General features: G+C 72.2%; 14 protein-coding genes. 8 read left to right on the forward strand and 6 right to left on the reverse strand.

Going from position 1 to position 15,448, the window contains the following annotated elements:
* The first annotated feature begins 50 nt into the window (after positions 1 to 50).
* Complete coding sequence (locus tag ACFYU9_RS10170) at positions 51 to 257, forward strand: hypothetical protein (protein WP_389205408.1); 207 nt, start codon at positions 51 to 53, stop codon at positions 255 to 257.
* Between the two features lie 85 nt (positions 258 to 342).
* Here the strand turns inward: ACFYU9_RS10170 and ACFYU9_RS10175 are convergent, their stop codons facing one another.
* The 3 genes from ACFYU9_RS10175 to ACFYU9_RS10185 all read right to left on the reverse strand — a co-directional run bounded on the left by ACFYU9_RS10175 (position 343) and on the right by ACFYU9_RS10185 (position 3,844).
* Complete coding sequence (locus ACFYU9_RS10175; protein ID WP_389344076.1) at positions 343 to 2,154, reverse strand: ABC transporter ATP-binding protein; 1,812 nt, start codon at positions 2,152 to 2,154, stop codon at positions 343 to 345.
* A gap of 95 nt (positions 2,155 to 2,249) precedes the next feature.
* A complete protein-coding gene (locus ACFYU9_RS10180; RefSeq protein ID WP_389206699.1) occupies positions 2,250 to 3,050 on the reverse strand; it encodes a class I SAM-dependent methyltransferase in 801 nt (266 codons plus the stop codon).
* Between the two features lie 191 nt (positions 3,051 to 3,241).
* Complete coding sequence (locus tag ACFYU9_RS10185; RefSeq protein WP_389205404.1) at positions 3,242 to 3,844, reverse strand: DUF3043 domain-containing protein; 603 nt, start codon at positions 3,842 to 3,844, stop codon at positions 3,242 to 3,244.
* Positions 3,845 to 4,114: 270 nt separating this feature from the next.
* On the opposite strand from ACFYU9_RS10185, the gene ACFYU9_RS10190 reads away from it, so the two are divergent.
* From ACFYU9_RS10190 to ACFYU9_RS10210, 5 genes are all read left to right on the forward strand, one after another.
* A complete protein-coding gene (locus ACFYU9_RS10190; RefSeq protein WP_389205402.1) occupies positions 4,115 to 4,909 on the forward strand; it encodes a PspA/IM30 family protein in 795 nt (264 codons plus the stop codon).
* A 31-nt stretch (positions 4,910 to 4,940) separates the two neighbouring features.
* Entirely contained in the window at positions 4,941 to 5,219 is a 279-nt protein-coding gene (locus ACFYU9_RS10195) for a hypothetical protein (protein ID WP_389205400.1), read from the forward strand.
* 111 nt (positions 5,220 to 5,330) lie between these two features.
* Positions 5,331 to 6,584: a sensor histidine kinase gene (locus tag ACFYU9_RS10200; RefSeq protein WP_389344078.1), complete on the forward strand. Its 1,254-nt coding sequence runs from the start codon at positions 5,331 to 5,333 to the stop codon at positions 6,582 to 6,584.
* Positions 6,581 to 7,291 carry a response regulator gene (locus ACFYU9_RS10205; protein WP_389344080.1) on the forward strand — a complete coding sequence of 237 codons (711 nt, stop codon included), beginning with the start codon at positions 6,581 to 6,583 and terminating at the stop codon, positions 7,289 to 7,291. Before ACFYU9_RS10200 ends, ACFYU9_RS10205 begins: the two co-directional genes overlap by 4 nt.
* Positions 7,292 to 7,459: 168 nt before the next feature.
* The gene (locus tag ACFYU9_RS10210) at positions 7,460 to 10,582 is read left to right on the forward strand and encodes an efflux RND transporter permease subunit (RefSeq protein ID WP_389344082.1); all 3,123 of its coding nucleotides are present in this window, start codon (positions 7,460 to 7,462) and stop codon (positions 10,580 to 10,582) included.
* Between the two features lie 87 nt (positions 10,583 to 10,669).
* Here the strand turns inward: ACFYU9_RS10210 and nadA are convergent, their stop codons facing one another.
* The gene (gene nadA / locus ACFYU9_RS10215; RefSeq protein WP_389205392.1) at positions 10,670 to 11,857 is read right to left on the reverse strand and encodes a quinolinate synthase NadA; all 1,188 of its coding nucleotides are present in this window, start codon (positions 11,855 to 11,857) and stop codon (positions 10,670 to 10,672) included.
* 255 nt (positions 11,858 to 12,112) lie between these two features.
* Here nadA and erpA point away from each other — a divergent pair, with 255 nt between their 5' ends.
* Entirely contained in the window at positions 12,113 to 12,469 is a 357-nt protein-coding gene (erpA, locus tag ACFYU9_RS10220; RefSeq protein WP_389205390.1) for an iron-sulfur cluster insertion protein ErpA, read from the forward strand.
* Positions 12,470 to 12,597: 128 nt separating this feature from the next.
* On the opposite strand, the gene ACFYU9_RS10225 is transcribed toward erpA, so the two are convergent.
* Both ACFYU9_RS10225 and ACFYU9_RS10230 read right to left on the reverse strand, forming a co-directional pair.
* Positions 12,598 to 14,040 carry a hypothetical protein gene (locus ACFYU9_RS10225; RefSeq protein WP_389344084.1) on the reverse strand — a complete coding sequence of 481 codons (1,443 nt, stop codon included), beginning with the start codon at positions 14,038 to 14,040 and terminating at the stop codon, positions 12,598 to 12,600.
* 62 nt (positions 14,041 to 14,102) lie between these two features.
* The gene (locus ACFYU9_RS10230) at positions 14,103 to 14,309 is read right to left on the reverse strand and encodes a hypothetical protein (RefSeq protein ID WP_389205387.1); all 207 of its coding nucleotides are present in this window, start codon (positions 14,307 to 14,309) and stop codon (positions 14,103 to 14,105) included.
* A gap of 132 nt (positions 14,310 to 14,441) precedes the next feature.
* Here ACFYU9_RS10230 and ACFYU9_RS10235 point away from each other — a divergent pair, with 132 nt between their 5' ends.
* Positions 14,442 to 15,416, forward strand: coding sequence for a carbohydrate kinase family protein (locus tag ACFYU9_RS10235; protein ID WP_389205385.1), 975 nt, complete (start codon positions 14,442 to 14,444; stop codon positions 15,414 to 15,416).
* The last annotated feature ends 32 nt before the right edge of the window (positions 15,417 to 15,448 follow it).

A 15,448-nucleotide genomic window follows, 5' to 3' on the forward strand; every position in this document is an offset into this window, starting at 1 on the left:
GGGCAGGAAACCGATCATCCGGTGAGCCCCAGGATCCCCAGGAGGCGGACATGGCATGGACGTGGCGGTTCGAGAATTCCGACGGCACGGAGGTCGCTCCGTCGGTGGCCCCCGAAGAGTTCACCACCCAGGGCGACGCCGAGTCCTGGCTCGGTGAGAACTGGCGCGACCTGCTGGACGGCGGCGCGGACCAGGTGACGCTGTCGGAGGACGGGGCGAAGATCTACGGCCCGATGCCCCTCAACGCGGAGGGCTAGGGCCAGGGCGCCCGGCGACGGGGGAGGGGGCGCGGGCCTGACGGGCCCGCGCCCCCTTTCCGTGCTGCCGGCGGCGCCGCGCCGGTCACCTCGGCGCCAGGAACTGCGTCGCCGCCAGCTCCCCGTACAGCTCGTCCCCCGCCACCAGCTCCCCGTGCGTGCCCACCGCCCGCACCCGGCCCGCCTCCATGACGACGATCCGGTCGGCGAGCGTGACCGTGGACAGCCGGTGGGCCACGACGAGCACCGTGGTCTCCTTCGCGACCTCCGCCACCACGTCCCGCAGCGCCAGCTCGTTGACCGCGTCCAGCTGCGAGGTCGCCTCGTCGAGCAGCAGCAGCCGGGGCTTGCGCAGCAGCGCGCGGGCGATGGCGACGCGCTGCCGCTCGCCGCCCGAGAGCTTGGAGCCGCGGTGGCCGACGACGGTCTCCAGGCCGTCGGGCAGCCGTTCCACCAGGGCGTCGAGACGGGCCCGTACCAGCACCTGCCCGATCTCCTCCTCACTGGCGCCGGGCGCGGCGAAGGTCAGGTTCTCGCGCAGGGTGCCCGACAGGACGGGCGCGTCCTGCTCCACGTACCCGATGGCGGCCCGCAGCTCGTCGAGCGGCCACTCCCGTACGTCACGGCCGTCGACCAGGACCCGGCCGCCGGTCGTCTCGTAGAACCGCTCGACGAGCCCGAAGAGGGTGGTCTTGCCGGCGCCCGACGGGCCGACGAAGGCGGTCATGCCCCGGCCGGGCACGGCGAAGGAGACGCCCTGGTGCACGGGCGGCAGGTCGTCGCGGTAGCGGAAGGAGACCTCGTCGAAGACGACGGACGCGGGCCCGCGTCCCCTCTCCCGCGCTTCGCCCGGCTCCCGCGCCTCGCCCGCCGCTACGGCCCCCGCCGCCCCCAGTGCCTCGACGTCCAGCGCCTCGGCCTCCAGGATCCGCGCGACCGCCGCCGAGCCCACCTGGAACTGCGTCGCCGCCTCCACCAGCTTCGAGATCGGCTCGATCAGGTAGAACAGGAAGAGCAGGAAGGCGATGAGCGAGGAGATCGTGGTGGCCCCCGACGCCACCCGCGCGCCGCCGATCCCGAGCACCGCCAGGAACGACACCTGCACCGCGAGCCCGATCGAGGAGCCCGCGAGCGACTGCCACTTGGCGGACTTCACGCCGTGCCGCCAGGCCTCCTCCGCCGCCGCGTCCACCACCGCCGTCTCCCGGGCCTCCGCGCCCGACGCCTTGATCGTGCGGAACGCCCCGAAGGCCCGCTCCAGGACCGTGGAGATCTCGCCGACCGCCTCCTGCGAACGCCGGGTCGCCGCCGCGATCCGGGGCATGAGCACGGCCACGGCCCCGCCGATCAGCACGATCACGCCGAGCGTGACGCCGAGCAGCACCGGATCCATGAAGCCCATCAGGACCAGCGTGGCGACGAAGGAGAGACCGCCGGTGGCCGCCGACACGACGGACTGGGTGGTGACGGCCCGCAGCAGCGTGGTGTCCGAGGTGATCCGGGACATCAGATCGCCCGGCTGCGTCTTCTCCACCTCCGCGAGGCGCAGCCGGAGCAGCCGCCCGATCAGCGAGCGCCGGGCGGCGAGGACCACCGACTCGGCGGTGCGCTCCAGGACGTACGAGCCGAGCGCCTCGACCGCCGTTCCGAAGACCACGAGGCCGGTCAGGACGAGCAGCACGGCGGTGATCGGCTCGTCGTGGCCGAGCCGGTCCACCAGCGTCTTCGCGGCGAGCGGCTGCGCGAGCCCGCTCGCCGCGCCGATCAGCGCCAGGAGCGCGCCGAGCGCGACGGCGGCCCGGTGCGGCCGGAAGTGGCCGTAGAGCGCACGCCAGACCTGACGGGCGGGAACGGCGGGCGTGGCGGAGGGGGCGGGGACGGCTTCGGTGCGGGTCACACCGGTCAGGACGCGCGGGAGCGGCGGTCACCTGACCGCCGCTCCCGCGCAATCGTGTTCGTACGAACTGTTCGTACGGGCCGTTCGTACGGGTACTAGCCGCGCACCCCGCACAGGTGCAGCAGCCCGGCGATCCGCCGGTACGGGTCGCTCCGGCCCGCCCGGTCCTCCGCCGTGAGCAGCCGCTCCAGCTCGTCCGCGGCCGGCAGGCCCACGTCGCCCGGGAGGCCGTCGGTGAAGACCCGCACGCCGTACCAGGCGTGCAGTGGGGCCGCGATCCCGGCGAGGGTCGAGGTGAGCTCGTCGAGGCGGTCGGCGCGCACCTTCGTGCCGTTGCGGTCGGTGTACGCGTCGGACTCGAAGGCGCCGAGCGCGCCCGCCCAGTCCCCGGCGAGGCCCGGCCGCATGGCCAGCGCCTCCGCGTTGCGCACCACCAGGGAGAGCAGGCCGCCGGGGGCCAGCATCCGGGCCAGGCCGGCGAGCAGGGCGTCCGGCTGGTCGGCGTACATGAGCACGCCGTGACACAGGACGACGTCGAAGCTGCCGGGCAGGAAGTGCACGCCGGTCTCGCGGCCGTCGCCCTGGAGGAGCCGGACCCGCTCGCGGATGCCGGCCGGTTCGGTGGCGAGGGACTCGCGCGCGGCGGTGAGCAGCTCGGGGTCGGCCTCCAGGCCGGTCACGGTGTGTCCGGCGCGGGCGAGGCGCAGCGCCTGGGCGCCCTGGCCCATGCCCGCGTCGAGGATCCGCAGCCGCTGGCCCACCGGGTAGCGGGCGGCTATCTGCTCGTCGAGCTGGCGGGCGACGAGCTCCTGGCGGATCGTGTCGCGCAGCCCGCCGGGCACCACCGGCCAGTGGCCCACCAGGGGCAGCACCTCGGCGGCCCCGGCGGCGCTCATCGCCCCGGTACCCGCCTCGGCCGTCACCGGCTCGGCGTCCGGCTCCGCGACCGCTGCCGATACCGGCTCCGCGGCCAGGTCCGGGGTCGGTTCCACGGCCGGGATCGGGTCCACAACCGGGTCCGGGATCGGCACCGCGGCCGGGTCCGGTCCCGGACCCGTCACCGGGCCGGGGCCCGAAGGGTCCGCGCTCAGGGCCGCTCTCCGCGCTTGACCTGCGGCTTCGGCAGCCGCAGCCGGCGCATCTGGAGCGAGCGCATCAGGGCGTACGGGATCGCACCGCGCGTCGGCTGGTTCGGGAAGCGCTGCTTCAGCTGCTTGCCGAGCCGGATCCAGATGCCGATCGAGTCGATGACGATCAGGACGATCACCGCGGCCCACAGCAGCAGCGAGATGTTCTGCAGCGCGCGGTTGGTGTTGCCGAACAGCGACAGCACCAGGATCACCACGGCGATCGGCAGGAAGAACTCGGCGACCACGAACCGCGAGTCGATGTAGTCGCGGACGAAACGCCGCACCGGTCCCTTGTCGCGGACCGGCAGGTAACGCTCGTCGCCGCTGGCCAGCGCCTCGCGCTGCTTGGCGAGATCCACACGGCGCGCCTCGCGCTGCCGCTTCATGGCCTCCTTGCGATCGGCCGGCGCGGACTGCGCGCGGCGGCGCTGCGACTGCGCGTCGCTCCGCTTGGGAGTCGGGCGGCCCTTGGGGGCCTGCGGGTCGCGGGGCTGCTTGGAGAGGTCCGCCGTCACCTGCTCGGTGGGGGCCTTCTCATCCTTCGAACGGCTACGGAACACAAGGCCAAGCGTACGGGGTGGATGGTGTGGGACCCAGCACGGGCGGGAACGATCCGCTAACGGCCTGCGTCCCTGGCCTTGGAACACCGTGGAAATCGGTGGGACACCGGGGAATCCACTACTCCCTGGGCGGGAGGAGGGATGATCCTCACTCGTCCTTGGGGAGGAGCACATCGGGCCCCGAACAGTGCGGTAATGGAGACATGAACCGTACTGTGGTTCATGTTGGGTGCTGGAGCCGAGTCCGTCAGAAGGGGGCGCGCGAAGCCCATGAGCGGTGTGATGAAGCGTATGGGGATGATCTTCCGCGCGAAGGCAAACAAGGCCCTCGACCGGGCCGAGGATCCGCGCGAGACCCTCGATTACTCGTACCAGAAGCAGCTGGAGCTGCTGCAGAAGGTGCGCCGGGGCGTCGCCGACGTGGCGACCTCCCGCAAGCGCCTGGAGCTGCAGCTGAACCAGCTCCAGGGCCAGTCCGCCAAGCTGGAGGACCAGGGCCGCAAGGCGCTGGCGCTGGGCCGCGAGGACCTGGCGCGTGAGGCGCTGTCCCGCAAGGCCGCGCTCCAGCAGCAGGTGAGCGACCTGGAGGTGCAGCACCAGACGCTGCAGGGCGAGGAGGAGAAGCTCACCCTCGCCGCGCAGCGGCTGCAGGCCAAGGTCGACGCCTTCCGCACCAAGAAGGAGACGATCAAGGCCACGTACACGGCGGCCCAGGCGCAGACCCGGATCGCCGAGTCGTTCTCCGGCATCTCGGAGGAGATGAGCGACGTCGGCCTCGCGATCCAGCGGGCCGAGGACAAGACCGCCCAGCTCCAGGCACGGGCCGGCGCGATCGACGAGCTGCTCGCCTCCGGCGCGCTCGACGACCAGTCGGGCCTGGCCAAGGACGACCTCCAGGCCGAGCTGGACCGGATCTCCGGCGGTTCGGACGTCGAGCTGGAGCTCCAGCGGATGAAGGCCGAGCTGGCCGGCGGACCCTCCGCGCAGCAGCAGGCCATCGAGGGCGGCAACGGCCAGAGCCAGAACCAGTCGCAGCAGCAGTCCCACCCGCGCTACGAGAAGTAGGCGCCCCTTCGCAGCAGGAGGACGGCACGTCATGATCGTACGGATCATGGGGGAGGGCCAGGTCAGCCTGGCCGACAGTCACTTCGCCGAGCTCAACGCGCTCGACGACGAACTCCTGGCCGAGATGGAGTCGGGCGACGAGGCCGGCTTCCGCCGGACCCTCGGCGCCCTGCTCGACAAGGTGCGGGAGCTCGGCACGCCGCTCCCGGACGACGCCCTGGAGCCCTCGGAGCTGATCCTTCCGTCCCCGGACGCGGCCCTCGACGAGGTCCGCGAGATGCTCTCCGGCGAGGGCCTCATCCCCGGCTGACCGCCCGCACGACAGCCCGGCACGACAGCACGGCACGGACCACCGGTGGTGCCCCGTCCTCCGCACAGGGACGGGGCACCGTCGTCTGCGGACCCCGTACCGTCTTCTGTCGTGACGACCAACGGCATCCTGCTCGCGCGGACCCGGGACCGCCTGCGGGCCCATCCGCTCGCCTTCGACGCCGGGCTCGCGGTGCTCGTGTTCGTGGCCATGCTGCTCGCCTCCTTCACCGACCCGCACGGCAGCCCCGAGGGGCCCACCTTCGGCGACCGGACGCCCACCGCCGGCGGGATCGTCCTGATGCTGTGCGGGGCGTCCGCGCTGGTCCTGCGCCGCCGCCGGCCCATCGCGGTGCTCGCCGCCACCTCCGCGTTCGCCCTGGTCGAGCTGGTCGGCGACGCCCGGCCGGCGCCCGTCGCGATGGGCGCCGTCATCGCGCTCTACACCGTCGCCTCGCGCACCGACCGGCCCACCACCTGGCGGCTCGGCCTCGCCACCATGGCGCTGCTGACCGGCACCGCCATGTTCTTCGGCGGCACGCCCTGGTACGCCCAGGAGAACGTGGGCGTCTTCGCCTGGACCGGGATGGCCGCGGCCGCCGGCGACGCCGTGCGCAGCCGCCGGGCGTTCGTCGACGCGATCCGGGAACGGGCCGAGCGCGCCGAGCGCACCCGCGAGGAGGAGGCCCGGCGGCGGGTCGCCGAGGAGCGGCTGCGGATCGCCCGCGACCTGCACGACGTCGTCGCCCACCACATCGCCCTGGTCAACGTGCAGGCGGGCGTCGCCGCCCATGTCATGGACAAGCGGCCCGACCAGGCCAAGGAGGCCCTCGCGCACGTCCGCGCCGCCTCCCGCTCGGCCCTCGACGAGCTGCGCGCCACCGTCGGGCTGCTCCGCCAGTCCGGCGACCCGGAGGCGCCGACCGAGCCGGTGTCGGGCCTCGCCGTCCTCGACGACCTGCTGGCCACCTTCCGCAACGCGGGCCTGCCGGTGGAGCTGACCCGCACCGACGCCGGCGCCGCGCTGCCGGCGGCCGTCGACCTCGCCGCCTACCGGATCATCCAGGAGGCGCTGACCAACGTCCGCAAGCACGCCGGCGCCGACGCCCGCGCCGAGGTGAGCGTGCTCCGCGTGGGCCGCACGGTCGAGATCACCGTCCTCGACGACGGCGCCCCGCCGCCCGCGATCCCCGGACAGGCGGGCGCGGACGGCGGGATCCACGGCGGCGGCCACGGCCTGCTCGGGATGCGCGAGCGGGTCATCGCGCTCGGCGGCACGCTCACCGCCGCACCCCGCTACGGCGGCGGCTTCCGGGTGCAGGCGATACTGCCCGTGACCGGCCGCACGGGGGAGGACCACGGATGACCCGGACCGAGGAGACGGGCCCGATCCGGGTGCTGCTCGCCGACGACCAGGCCCTGCTGCGCAGCGCCTTCAAGGTCCTGGTGAACTCCGAGCCCGACATGGAGGTCGTCGCCGAGGCCGCCGACGGCGCCGAGGCGGTGGCCCGGGCCCGTGACGAACGGCCCGACGTCGTCCTCATGGACATCCGCATGCCCGGGACGGACGGCCTCGCCGCGACCCGGCTGATCACCGCGGACCCGGAGCTCGCCGCCGTACGGATCGTCATGCTGACCACCTTCGAGGTCGACGAGTACGTGGTGCAGTCGCTGCGCGCCGGCGCCTCCGGCTTCCTCGGCAAGGGCGCCGAGCCGGAGGAGCTGCTCGGCGCCATCCGGATCGCGCACGGCGGCGAGGCGCTGCTCTCGCCGGCCGCCACCAAGGGCCTGATCGCCCGCTTCCTCGCGCAGGGCGGCGGCGCCGACCCGGACCGCGAGACGGCGCCGTCGTACGCCGAGCGCCTTGCCGCGCTGACCGCCCGCGAGCGGGAGGTGCTCGTCCTGGTGGCGGGCGGGCACTCCAACGACGAGATCGCCGAGCGGCTCGACGTCAGCCCGCTCACCGTCAAGACGCACGTCAACCGGACCATGGCCAAGCTGGGCGCCCGCGACCGGGCCCAACTGGTGGTCACCGCGTACGAGTCGGGGCTCGTCCGTCCAAGGGTGGAGTGACGGGCGGCTCCGGCGTACTCCAGACGCGGTATGCGCGCCGTAAGGAAGTGGGACCGGGGGCCGAGGATCCGGCCGCGTTCATGGCCGAAGGTAGAGGCGGGCATCTCTGGGTCCGTCACGTCCGGCCCGGTCGCCCGCCTGCCGCGTACGCCACAGAAGAGAGTCCCCATGTCCTGGCTGTCCAGATTCAGCCTCGCGCAACGGGCCCTGATCGGGCTGATGTCCCTCGTCGCGCTCCTCTTCGGAGCGATAGCCGTCCCGCAGCTGAAGCAGCAGCTGTTCCCGTCCATCGAGCTGCCGATGGTCTCGATCCTCGCCCCCTACCAGGGCGCGTCCCCGGACGTGGTCGAGAAGCAGGTCGTCCAGCCGCTGGAGAACAACCTCAAGGCCGTCGACGGCATCAAGGGCATCACGTCCACCGCCTCCGAGGGCAGCGCCGTCATCATGGCCAGCTTCGACTACGGGGACGAGGGGACCAAGCAGCTCGTCGCCGACGTCCAGCAGGCCGTCAACCGGGCCCGCGCCCAGCTGCCGGACTCGGTCGACCCGCAGGTGGTGGCCGGTTCCACCGACGACATCCCGACGGTCGTGCTCGCCGTCACCTCCGACAAGGACCAGCAGGCGCTCGCCGACCAGCTGGACCGGACCGTCGTCCCCGTCCTGGAGGACATCGACGGCGTCGCCCAGGTCCGCGTCGACGGCGTCCGCGACCTCCAGGTCTCCGTCACCCCGGACGAGCGCAAGCTCGCCGCGGCCGGCCTGAGCCCGATGAAGCTCACCGAGGCCATCCGCAACGGCGGCGGCACCATGCCCGCCGGTTCCTTCTCCGAGGCCGGCAAGAGCCGCACCGTCCAGGTCGGCGGCGGCTACACCTCGCTCCAGCAGATCCAGGACCTGCGGATCAAGCCCGAGAAGGGCAAGGCGGTCCGCCTCGGCGACGTCGCCACCGTGAAGCAGGAGGAGGCCACCGCGGTCTCCCTGACCCGCACCAACGGCAAGCCCAGCCTCGCCGTCCTGGCCACCATGGACAAGGACGGCAGCGCCGTCGCCATCTCCGACGCGGTCAAGGACAAGCTGCCCCAGCTGCGCAAGGACCTCGGCTCGGGCGCCGAGCTGACCGTGGTCTCCGACCAGGGCCCGGCCGTCGCCAAGTCGATCTCCGGCCTCACCACCGAGGGCGCGCTCGGCCTCCTCATGGCCGTCCTCGTCATCCTGGTCTTCCTGGCCTCGCTGCGCTCCACCCTGGTCACCGCGGTCTCCATCCCGCTCTCGGTCGTCCTCGCCCTGATCGTGCTGTGGACCCGCGACCTCTCCCTGAACGTGCTGACGCTCGGCGCGCTCACCATCGCCATCGGCCGGGTCGTCGACGACTCGATCGTGGTCCTGGAGAACATCAAGCGGCACCTCGGCTACGGCGAGGAGCGGCAGACCGCGATCGTCACCGCGGTCCGGGAGGTCGCCGGCGCGGTCACCTCCTCGACCCTCACCACCGTCGCCGTCTTCCTGCCGATCGGCCTGGTCGGCGGCATGATCGGCGAGCTGTTCGGCTCCTTCAGCCTCACCGTCACCGCGGCCCTGCTCGCCTCGCTGCTGGTCTCCCTGACGGTCGTCCCGGTCCTCTCGTACTGGTTCCTGCGCGCCCCCAAGGGCACCTCCGAGGACCCGGAGGAGGCCCGCCGCGCCGCCGAGGAGAAGGAGACGAGGAGCCGTCTGCAGCGCGCGTACGTGCCGGTGCTGCGCTTCGCCACCCGGCGCCGCGCCACCAGCATCGTCATCGCCTTCGTGGTCCTCTTCGGCACCTTCGGCATGGCGCCGCTGCTGAAGACCAACTTCTTCGACCAGGGCGACCAGCCGGTCCTGACGGTCAAGCAGAAGCTGGCCCCGGGCACCAGCCTCGCCGCCTCGGACGAGGCCGCGAAGAAGGTCGAGAAGGTCCTCGCCGGCACCAAGGGCGTCAAGGACTACCAGGTCACCGTCGGCTCCTCCGGCTTCATGGCGGCCTTCGGCGGCGGCACCGGCGCCAACCAGGCCTCGTACCAGGTGACCCTGGAGGACTCCGCCTCGTACGAGAAGACCCGCGACGCCCTGCACGAGGCCTTCGGCAAGCTCGACGGCATCGGTGACACCACCGTCGCCGCCGGGGCCGGCTTCGGCAACCAGGACCTCAGCGTGGTCGTCAAGGCCGCCGACCCGGCGACCCTGAAGAAGGCCTCCCAGCAGGTCCAGGACGCCGTCGCCCAGCTCAAGAACGTCACCGACGTGCAGAGCGACCTGTCCCAGTCGGTGCCGCGGATCTCGGTCCGGGCCAACGAGAAGGCGGCCGACGCCGGCTTCGACGACACCACCCTCGGCATGGTCGTGGCCCAGGCGGTGCACGGCACCCCGGCGGCCAAGGCGGTCCTCGACGACACCGAGCGGGACGTCCTGATCACCTCCGCGCACCCGGCCACCACCCTGGCCGAGCTGAAGGCGCTGCCGCTCGGCCCGGTCACGCTCGGCGACATCGCGCACGTCGACCTGGTGCCCGGCCCGGTCTCCATGACCCGGATCGACGGCGCCCGCGCGGCGACGATCTCGGCCAAGCCGACCACGGACAACACCGGCGCGGTGAGCGCCGAGCTCCAGACGAAGATCAACGCGCTGGACCTGCCCGACGGCGCCACCGCCTCCATCGGCGGCGTCTCCCAGGACCAGTCCGACGCCACCGGCAAGATGGGCCTGGCGATGCTCGCCGCCGTGGCGATCGTCTTCATGCTCCTGGTCGCGACCTTCCGCTCGCTGATCCAGCCGCTGATCCTGCTGGTCTCCATCCCGTTCGCGGCCACCGGCGCCATCGGCCTGCTGGTCGCCACCGGCACGGCGATGGGCGTCCCGGCGATGATCGGCATGCTGATGCTCATCGGCATCGTGGTCACCAACGCGATCGTCCTGATCGACCTGATCAACCAGTACCGGGCCCAGGGCCTCGGCGTGATCGAGGCCGTCGTCGAGGGCGGCCGGCACCGGCTGCGCCCGATCCTCATGACGGCCCTGGCGACGATCTTCGCCCTGCTCCCGATGGCGCTCGGGGTCACCGGCGAGGGCGGCTTCATCGCCCAGCCGCTGGCCGTGGTGGTGATCGGCGGTCTGATCACCTCGACGCTGCTGACCCTGCTGCTCGTGCCGACGCTCTACGCGATGGTGGAGCTCCGCAAGGAGCGCCGCGCGAAGAAGAAGGCGGCGAAGCGGGAGAAGAAGGCGGCCGGCGACACCCCGGTCCCGCCGCAGACGAAGGAGCCGGCCGCGGTCTGATCCGTACGGACCCGCGCACGGCATTATGACGAAGGGGCGCCCCGCATCGCGCGGGGCGCCCCTTTCGCATGTCCGTACGAGGAATCGTTACGGCAGCGCCAGCATCCGCTCCAGCGCGAGCTTGGCGAACGCCTCCGTCTCCTTGTCGACCTCGATCCGGTTGACCAGGTTGCCCTCGGCGAGGGACTCCAGGGTCCACACCAGGTGCGGCAGGTCGATCCGGTTCATGGTCGAGCAGAAGCAGACCGTCTTGTCGAGGAAGACGATCTCCTTGCCCTCGGGGGCGAAGCGGTTCGCCAGGCGGCGGACCAGGTTCAGCTCGGTGCCGATCGCCCACTTCGAGCCGGCCGGGGCCGCCTCCAGGGCCTTGATGATGTACTCCGTGGAGCCCACGTAGTCGGCCGCGGCGACGACCTCGTGCTTGCACTCGGGGTGGACGAGCACGTTGACGCCCGGGATGCGCTCGCGCACGTCGTTGACCGAGTCCAGGCTGAAGCGGCCGTGCACCGAGCAGTGGCCGCGCCACAGGATCATCTTCGCGGCGCGCAGCTCCTCGGTGGTGAGCCCGCCGTTCGGCTTGTGCGGGTTGTAGACCACGCAGTCGTCCAGGGACATGCCCATGTCGCGGACGGCGGTGTTGCGGCCCAGGTGCTGGTCCGGCAGGAAGAGCACCTTCTCGCCCTGCTCGAAGGCCCAGTCCAGGGCCTTCTTCGCGTTGGACGAGGTGCAGATCGTGCCGCCGTGCTTGCCGGTGAACGCCTTGATGTCGGCCGAGGAGTTCATGTACGAGACGGGCACGACCTGCTCGGCGATGCCGGCCTCGGTCAGCACGTCCCAGCACTCGGCGACCTGCTCGGCGGTGGCCATGTCGGCCATCGAGCAGCCCGCGGCCAGGTCCGGCAGCACGACCTTCTGGTCGTCACCGGTCAGGATGTCCGCGGACTCGGCCATGAAGTGCACGCCGCAGAAGACGATGTACTCGGCCTCCGGCTTGGCGGCGGCGTCACGCGCGAGCTTGAAGGAGTCGCCGGTGACGTCGGCGAACTGGATGACCTCGTCACGCTGGTAGTGGTGGCCGAGGACGAAGACCTTGTCCCCGAGCTTCTCCTTGGCGGCGCGGGCACGCTCCACCAGGTCCGGGTCGGAGGGCGACGGGAGGTCGCCGGGGCACTCCACGCCGCGCTCGCTCTTGGGGTCGGCCTCCCGGCCGAGCAGCAGGAGGGCGAGCGGCGTCGGCTGGACGTCCAGGGGCTGGGCGGTGGTCACGTCACGCACCCTTTCTGCATCTGAGGTGAGCCTCGTAAAGCCTTTTCGTCTAAATGACGCTATCTATCATAACCGGTTCACGTCACTTTGACGATGTCCATAGTGTCGATGTGACGAATTCGCCTTCCGCGTCGGTGGACAGCGTGTGCGAGCATGAAAAGAGGTAAAAGACGCGCCCCGGCCCCGTCCGCCCCGGAATGAATCCGCGGCCGTGCCGGTTGCAACGTCGGCAAGCAGTCTCCGTACAACCCGGGAGAGATGTAGATGTCCGTATCGGACGAGACCAGCACCGTCACCGACGGCATCATCCTGACCGACGCCGCCGCGGCCAAGGTCAAGGCCCTGCTCGACCAGGAAGGCCGCGACGACCTGGCTCTGCGCGTCGCCGTTCAGCCCGGTGGCTGCTCCGGCCTGCGCTACCAGCTGTTCTTCGACGAGCGCTCGCTCGACGGCGACGTCGTCAAGGACTTCGATGGCGTCAAGGTCGTCACCGACCGCATGAGCGCCCCGTACCTGGGCGGCGCGCAGGTCGACTTCGTCGACACCATCGAGAAGCAGGGCTTCACGATCGACAACCCGAACGCCACGGGTTCCTGCGCCTGCGGCGACAGCTTCAGCTAAGCCGTAGCGCTCGGCCGTACGTACGCGAGAGGGCGGCACCCACACCGTGGGTGCCGCCCTCTCGCGCGTCCAGGGCCCGCGACCGGGGCCTGGCGACCGGGGCCTGCGACCGGGGCCTATCCGCGGGGCTACGACCGGGGCACGGGCTGTCCGCTCGCCCCGTCCACCACCGCCCGGCCGTCCAGCGGTGCGTCCAGCGTCACCGTCTTCGTGATCTCCACGGCGATCGCGATGCACGCCTTGCCGGGCTCCGTCGGCTGCTCGGCGATCCGCACGGTCACCTCCCGCGGGGTCTCGTCCGCCGTGACGGTGTACGTGCTGCACACCCCGCCCCAGAAGGTCACCGACAGCTGCCGGCCGCTCGCGTCCGCCTTGTACGCGCTGATCTGCCGCTCCGCCTTCGCCGGCGGCGCCGACTGAGCCGGTGCCGTCAGATACCGGGGCTCCACCGCCGTCCGCACCACCGTGTACGGCTTCGCGCCGGCCTGCTCCCGTGCCTCGAACAGCCACGCCGGCACCAGGGACACCTCGCCGCCCACGTCCTGCGCGGCCAGCCCGAAGACGGCGCCCGTGACCGTGACCACATGCGGCTTCGGCGCCGGGCAGGGGGAGTCCGCCCGGCTCGGGTCGCCCTCGCCCTGCGCCTTGCCCGCCGGCGGGTCGATCGCGCAGCCGCCGATCCCGGCCGCTCCGGTGCCCTTCTCCGCCCGGTTCAGCTCGTCCAGCGCCTGCTGCGCCCCGATCACCGGATACGCGGCGCCCTTGGCCGGCTCGACCAGCCGCCCGCTCCCGGCCACCACGGAGCCGTCGGGGCCCACCTGGATGCCGGTCGACCAGCCGTACGTGGGCAGGCCGTCGACGACCGGGTCGGCGTTGACCACCCGTACCGAGCCGTTCATGATCTGGGTCGCGTCCAGCTTGGCGTCGTCCTGGCCGATCGCCTTGAGGACCGGCGCCACCGCCGCCTTCGCCGCCGCCTCGCTCACGGGAGAACCGCCGCCCGCCGGGGGCTTCGCCTCGCCCGGCGGCGGGCACTCCTTGCCCTTGAGACAGGTGTCGCCGACCGGGCCGCCGTCGTGGCGGCTGATCGTCCAGCTCCCCGGCGCCCGCTCCGACACGTCGAGCCGCAGCCCGTTCGTGTCCTTCTCCGGCGTCAGCTGCCACACCCCGGACACCAGCCGGGGCGTGCCGGCCAGCCCGAGGGCCCGGGCCAGCCGGGTCACCTCCGCCGAGGTGACCCGGCCCTCGGGCCGGTGGACAGCGGCCGAGGAGGGCCCATGGGGGAGGGGGCCCCGGACCCGGTAGACGGTCCCGCCGGAACCGCCCGGGTCGGGTTCGCCCGGCGCGATCCCCGGACCGCCGCCCTGCTTCGGCGCCGAGGGCGCCGACGTGCCTCCGGCACCGGCACCGCCACTGGCACCGGTACTGCCACCGCCACCGCCGTCGCCGTTGGCCGTGGCGGCGTAGTACACGCCTCCGCCGCCCACGAGGAGCACCGCCGCCGCCACCGAGGTGACAAGAAACGGACGCTTCCCCGAACGCGCGGTCCGCGTCTGTGGACTGCTCACCATTCGCTCCTTCCCAAGGACATCCCTGGGACGGGAACGACGGTCAACCGGTTCCGGTTCTGGTGTCAGATCCCGTACTCGGGTGTCGCGGCGATCAGCCGGGCCGACGCGGCCGGCACGCGTACGCCGTGGATCAGCGCAGGTGAGACCGGAGCGGCGGCCGGCACGGAGTCGGGGACCCAGTGCGGGGCCATCCGCGCGCCGTCCCCGCACAGCTCGGCGAGGCTGAACTCGGACTCCTGGGGCTCACGAGGAGCGGGGTACTCGGTCATGGCGGCACGGTACGCACGCCCGGGCGCCGGGGAAAAGACCTACTCTGGGGTAGTTTCCGCTGTTCGGCTTCCGCCCCCGCACCCGGTAGCGTGAACTGTCATTACCGTCCTTCCCCACGGGAGCATCCAGCCGTGCGTATCGCAGTCACCGGCTCCATCGCCACCGACCACCTCATGACCTTCCCGGGCCGGTTCGCCGACCAGCTCGTGGCGGACCAGCTGCACACGGTCTCGCTCTCCTTCCTCGTCGACAACCTCGACATCCGACGGGGCGGCGTGGGCCCGAACATCTGCTTCGGAATGGGCCAGCTCGGCGGCAACCCGATCCTGGTGGGCGCGGCCGGTTACGACTTCGACGAGTACCGTGCCTGGCTCGACCGGCACGGCGTCGACACCACCTCGGTCCGCATCTCCGAGGTCCTGCACACCGCCCGCTTCGTCTGCACCACGGACAAGGACCACAACCAGATCGGCTCCTTCTACACCGGCGCCATGAGCGAGGCCCGGCTGATCGAGCTCAAGGCCGTCGCCGACCGCGTGGGCGGCCTCGACCTGGTCCTGATCGGCGCCGACGACCCCGAGGCGATGCTCCGCCACACGGAGGAGTGCCGGACCCGCGAGATCGCCTTCGCCGCCGACTTCTCGCAGCAGATCGCGCGGATGGACGGCGAGGAGATCCGCACGCTGCTCGACGGCGCCACCTACCTCTTCTCCAACGAGTACGAGAAGGGCCTCATCGAGTCGAAGACCGGCTGGACCGACGAGGAGATCCTTAGCCGCGTCGGCCACCGGGTCACCACCCTCGGCTCGCGCGGTGTGCGCATCGAGCGTGTCGGCGAGGACCCGATCGAGGTCGGCTGCCCGGAGGAGGACGCCAAGGTCGACCCGACCGGCGTCGGCGACGCCTTCCGCGCCGGCTTCCTGACCGGTCTCGCCTGGGGCGTCGGCCTGGAGCGCGCCGCCCAGGTCGGCTGCATGCTCGCCACCCTGGTGATCGAGACCCTGGGCACCCAGGAGTACACCCTGCGCCGCGCCAACTTCATGGAGCGCTTCACCAAGGCCTACGGCGAGGACGCCGCCGCCGAGGTCCAGGCGCACCTCTCCTGACGCACGGCTTCTCGCGGGAGCCCCGGGGCGCA

The sequence above is a fragment of the Streptomyces sp. NPDC004327 genome (genome assembly GCF_042873935.1).
GTDB lineage: Bacteria > Actinomycetota > Actinomycetes > Streptomycetales > Streptomycetaceae > Streptomyces.

Bases quoted from the DNA above. Each gene is read 5' to 3' on its own strand.
- ACFYU9_RS10170 (WP_389205408.1), top strand. From the start codon at position 51: ATGGCATGGACGTGGCGGTTCGAGAATTCCGACGGCACGGAGGTCGCT.
- ACFYU9_RS10180 (WP_389206699.1), bottom strand. From the start codon at position 3,050: ATGAGCGCCGCCGGGGCCGCCGAGGTGCTGCCCCTGGTGGGCCACTGG.
- ACFYU9_RS10190 (WP_389205402.1), top strand. From the start codon at position 4,115: ATGAGCGGTGTGATGAAGCGTATGGGGATGATCTTCCGCGCGAAGGCA.
- ACFYU9_RS10195 (WP_389205400.1), top strand. From the start codon at position 4,941: ATGATCGTACGGATCATGGGGGAGGGCCAGGTCAGCCTGGCCGACAGT.
- ACFYU9_RS10205 (WP_389344080.1), top strand. From the start codon at position 6,581: ATGACCCGGACCGAGGAGACGGGCCCGATCCGGGTGCTGCTCGCCGAC.
- ACFYU9_RS10210 (WP_389344082.1), top strand. From the start codon at position 7,460: ATGTCCTGGCTGTCCAGATTCAGCCTCGCGCAACGGGCCCTGATCGGG.
- erpA (WP_389205390.1), top strand. From the start codon at position 12,113: ATGTCCGTATCGGACGAGACCAGCACCGTCACCGACGGCATCATCCTG.
- ACFYU9_RS10225 (WP_389344084.1), bottom strand. From the start codon at position 14,040: ATGGTGAGCAGTCCACAGACGCGGACCGCGCGTTCGGGGAAGCGTCCG.
- ACFYU9_RS10230 (WP_389205387.1), bottom strand. From the start codon at position 14,309: ATGACCGAGTACCCCGCTCCTCGTGAGCCCCAGGAGTCCGAGTTCAGC.